Origin of the sequence: Hominisplanchenecus sp. (assembly GCF_046967715.1) — a bacterium.
GTDB lineage: Bacteria > Bacillota > Clostridia > Lachnospirales > Lachnospiraceae > Hominisplanchenecus > Hominisplanchenecus faecis.
The window spans coordinates 1-4,505 of the sequence record NZ_JBKVNQ010000031.1 but is presented as its reverse complement, the minus strand read 5'-3'; the positions used below and the strand labels follow the sequence as shown (position 1 = coordinate 4,505).

Genomic DNA, 4,505 nt, shown 5'->3' with positions numbered 1-4,505 from the left:
CCTGTGTTTTCTCTACAATCAGCAGTGGATCATAAAATGGAAGATTCATTTCTCTTAAAATTTCTTTTGCATGGTCACGAGTTCTTGGAAAACAGCGATCTTCCAGAAAATATTCAAAATCTTTCCAATCCGGATTTTCTATAACTCCAAAAGCTCTTAACAAAATCTGTTCTGTATAATTATGGATTGTGATCTTCTCATGTCTAAAATCAATATCAATGGTAGTACATAAATCATTATGATTCATAAAGTTCATTCTCATTTTGACATCTGGATCTTCACTGAATCGATGGGCACGTTTTAGCTGATTATAGATTGTCTGACGTGAAACCTGATATTTTCTTGCAAGATCTGAGATACTCTCTCCCTGACTGTATAATGCCACCATTTCTGCTGCTTGTATCTCTGTAAAAGAATTCTTTCTTCCGGAAATATTTCTCTGCTTTTTTTGATTATAAGATGCCACATCTCTTGAAATTTTCTTCAGCTGTTCCAGATCTGTTGTTCCAAAAATTTCCAGTATTTCATTTTCAAATGTTGTCCCCATGTGACCATTTCTCCTTTTTTCAAGTATAACATGCTTTACATGAATGTTAAGAAATTATTATTTGACACTTATTGTCTCCAAAAGGCATAAAAACCCCCGGTGTGCCAGCACCGGGAGTTTTTTCAAGTATAGTTCTTTTTATTATTTTTTATTCACAAAATATTTTTTTATTTCTCTTAACTTTTCTCTCCTGTTTTTCTTTCCTTTATGCTACAGTCTCAAGATAGGTCTGACCTGCTTTGCCCTGAACGGCATCTACAATGTTGATACAGCAGTTGCCCATTCGGTCAATATGGTGGATAATGCGGTTGTATGGCTCGGTAAGTTTTGCCTTGCATTTTCCTTCACCGACACGTTCTACATGGGATTTTCGCATCTTGATACCAAGATCGAGGATCTTTTCTTTCTGTTGCAGAATATCTTTTGCAGCCTCCGTATTTCCGGTCGCCATCATCTGAACGGCTTTCGTAAACATTTCCTGGATCAGCTGCAGGCTGTGCCGCATATCACGCATGGCATCTTTGGAATATTTATATTTTTTCTCCTCTTTATCTTTCAGGGAGAGACAGACTTCTCTGCAAAGGGCACTCATACGATCCACATCACTTAAAATATACATGATACCTGCTGTCTGGTTTGCCTGCTCCTCGGTCAGTCCGCCGGATGCAAACAATTCGGAGAGGTATTCGGTGATTCGTTCGTAAAGTTTTCTGGTATCTTCGGAGTTCTGGATCACTGCTTTTATTTTCTCGCTGTCACTTTCTGTGGATACTGCAATCAATTCTTTCAAGTTGTCGCTAACCAGCTCGATACATCTTGCCACTTCTTTTACGACCAGCTGAAGTGCTGCGGTCGGCTGTGAAACCAGTTTGGAATCCAGAAACTGCGGTTCTGCGTTGCTGTAGACTTTTTTCTGTCCGTCCGGAATGATTTTCATAACGATCTTGACCATCAGCCAGATCAGCGGTACCCAGATGACCGTCATGGTAATATTAAACAGGGTATGTGCATTTGCAATCTGTCTGGAAATAACTGCAATCTCCGGTCCTTTGGGAGAGATATACTGGATCAGGGCTGCGTATGGTTTTACAAACCAGATAAACAGAAAACATCCGGAAATGTTGAAAATGCAGTGTGCAAGTGCAGTTCGTTTTGCATCTTTGGTCTGTCCGATACTTGCAAGCAGAGCTGTAATCGTGGTTCCGATGTTATCACCAAGCAGAATCGGGATTGCTCCGACAAGACCCAGGATACTGCTGACGCCGTCCGGTCCAGGCTGTTCTGCAAAGTTCTGTAATACTGCGATCGTGGCACTGCTGCTCTGTACGACAAGTGTCATCAGGGTTCCTACGGCTACACCAAGAACCGGAATATGAGAAACCTGCTCGATCATGTCTGTAAATATCGGGCTGGATGCCAACGGTTTCATGACGCTTCCCATCGTCTCGATTCCAAGGAACAGAAGGCCAAATGCAAAAATGGTCTGTCCGATGTTTTTTGCACGTTCGGATTTTACTACAAAACTAATGATAAATCCGATAAAAATAATTGCATAAATATAATCACTTAACTTAAAGGCAATGATCTGTGCCGTCATCGTCGTTCCGATGTTGGCTCCGAGGATGATGGAGATTGCCTGCGGCAGATTCATCAGTCCTGCACTTACAAAACCGATCGCCATAACGGTTGTCGCACTGCTGCTCTGCAGAACGGCGGTTGTCAGTGCTCCTGCCAGAACGCCAAGGATTGGATTCTTGGTAAGCAATGCCAGAATCCGTTTCATTTTTTCGCCTGCTGCCTTCTGAAGGCAGTCGCTCATCATATTCATTCCGAAAATGAACACTGCCAGACCACCGAGCAATCCAAATATTACCTCTAATGTACTGTTCATGATTTCTCCTTCTTCGCTTTACATACGTTTTTCATTTCAGATTCGTTCTTTATTCGGGATGCAGCACATTTTTTCAGGGGCTTGGAACTTTCGCCCCGCACCCCCTGCATCACCAAAGCATCTACAGTATAACGATGCAATGTAAAGTCCACGACAGTGTAATGTAAAATCTGTGTAAAGTCTCGTAAGGACAAAGCCACTGTTCTTCAAAATTTTTCTTATCAAGTTTATGTAAAACAGGCAATGGTATGCTTCTGTATACATCAAAAAGATCACATACCAAAATGCTTTTATACATTTCAGTATGTGATCTTTAAGGTATGTATATCTTATTTCAAGTCGAACGTACGTGAGATTTGGCAGGCAATTCTGGTCAGCTTTGCTGACATTTATCTACTTTGCAGCAATATCTGTTTTTACATAATTTTGCGGAACAGATCTTTCAGATCTTCTACGCTTGCATCTTTGGGATTGCCCGGTGCACAGGCATCTGCATGAGCAGATTCTGCCAGGAAATCAAGGTCTTCTTCTTTGATTGCTTCCAGTTTTGTCGGGATTCCGACATCAACAGAAAGTTTTCTTACGGCATCGATTGCTGCTTTTCTGTATTCTTCTACGGACATATCATCAACACCTTTGACTCCCATCGCACGTGCGATCTCACGGTATTTCTCGCCTGTGCAGTCCTGATTGTATTCCATAACGATCGGCAGCATCATTGCACATGCAACACCGTGCGGTGTATCATAAACAGCACCTAAGGTATGTGCCATGGAGTGTGCGATTCCAAGTCCTACGTTTGAGAATCCCATGCCGGCGATGTACTGGCCAAGTGCCATGCCTTCGCGGCCTTCCTTTTTGTTTTCTACTGCATCTCTTAAAGAAGCGGAGATCAGTTTGATCGCTTCCAGATGGAACATATCGGTCATTTCCCATGCAGCTTTTGTAGTATATCCTTCGATTGCATGTGTCAGGGCATCCATACCAGTAGAAGCAGTCAGTCCTTTCGGCATGGAGGACATCATTTCCGGATCGATCACTGCGATGATCGGCATATCGTGCGGGTCTACGCAGACAAACTTACGTTTACGCTCTACATCGGTGATAACATAGTTGATCGTAACTTCTGCTGCTGTTCCGGCTGTGGTTGGTACCGCAATGATCGGTACACATGGATTTTTGGTCGGTGCAGTTCCCTCCAGACTTCTGACATCTTCAAATTCCGGATTGGCAATGATGATACCGATTGCTTTTGCAGTATCCATGGAAGAACCGCCGCCGATGGCGATGATATAATCTGCTTTGGAATCTTTAAATGCCTGAACACCATGTTTTACATTGTCGATGGTCGGGTTCGGCTTGATATCAGAATAGAGCTGGTATGCAAGTCCGGCTTTTTCCAGCCGATCTGTTACTTTTGAAGTAACGTTGAATTTAACCAGATCCGGATCAGAGCATACAAATGCTTTCTGAAAACCGTGTGCCTGTGCTTCGTTTACGATCTCTGCAATCGCACCTGCACCATGAAAAGAGGTTCCGTTTAAGTTGATTCTGTTTGCCATAGTTATTACATCCCTTCTGTAAAATTTTAACGTTTCCGGCAATGATTTTGCTGTATCTCTATGTAGCTGTGCATCATCATTCCGTTTCACTTTGTTATTATCTTAACACTTTTGCACAAAAAGAAAAGTAACAAAACAGACTAAATGTAACATTTATCAAAAATACTTTGCAGCGAAATCACAGGCAGATATCTGCCTGTCAGAATCCGGGACAATCTATTGTTTACCTGACCATATCCAGTTTCTCAAACAGTTCTTTTAGTTTTACCGGCATCGCTTCTACCATCAGTTCTGCCAGTCCTTCTGGTGCGGCCATCTTTTTCCCAAGCACCCATTTTACGGTCATATAGACAGAACTTCTGCAATACATTTCCAGCAGATCATGCATCTCTTCTTTCATTTTACATCCGGTTTTTTCCTGGATCAGATTTTCATAAAATGCCAGAATCAGGTGAACTACCCATTGTCTAAAGCCAATGGGCTTCCTGCTTCGCAGACCTCGTAA

Annotated in this window: 3 protein-coding genes and 1 pseudogene; all 4 read right to left on the bottom strand. The window is 42.3% G+C overall.

Translation table 11 applies throughout. The features are described 5' to 3' along the window. The coding region (locus ACLTL4_RS06170; protein WP_412320332.1) for a helix-turn-helix domain-containing protein at positions 1-547 on the bottom strand (547 nt) is incomplete at its 3' end. 205 nt (positions 548-752) lie between these two features. Beyond that, positions 753-2,438, bottom strand: coding sequence for a Na/Pi cotransporter family protein (locus ACLTL4_RS06165; RefSeq protein WP_147631222.1), 1,686 nt, complete (start codon positions 2,436-2,438; stop codon positions 753-755). Positions 2,439-2,854: 416 nt separating this feature from the next. After that, positions 2,855-4,000, bottom strand: coding sequence for a lactaldehyde reductase (gene fucO / locus ACLTL4_RS06160; RefSeq protein WP_412291487.1), 1,146 nt, complete (start codon positions 3,998-4,000; stop codon positions 2,855-2,857). 223 nt (positions 4,001-4,223) lie between these two features. After that, positions 4,224-4,505, bottom strand: a pseudogene (locus ACLTL4_RS06155) (TetR family transcriptional regulator); the annotation flags it as partial.

Bases quoted from the DNA above. Each gene is read 5' to 3' on its own strand.
- ACLTL4_RS06165 (WP_147631222.1), bottom strand. From the start codon at position 2,438: ATGAACAGTACATTAGAGGTAATATTTGGATTGCTCGGTGGTCTGGCA.
- fucO (WP_412291487.1), bottom strand. From the start codon at position 4,000: ATGGCAAACAGAATCAACTTAAACGGAACCTCTTTTCATGGTGCAGGT.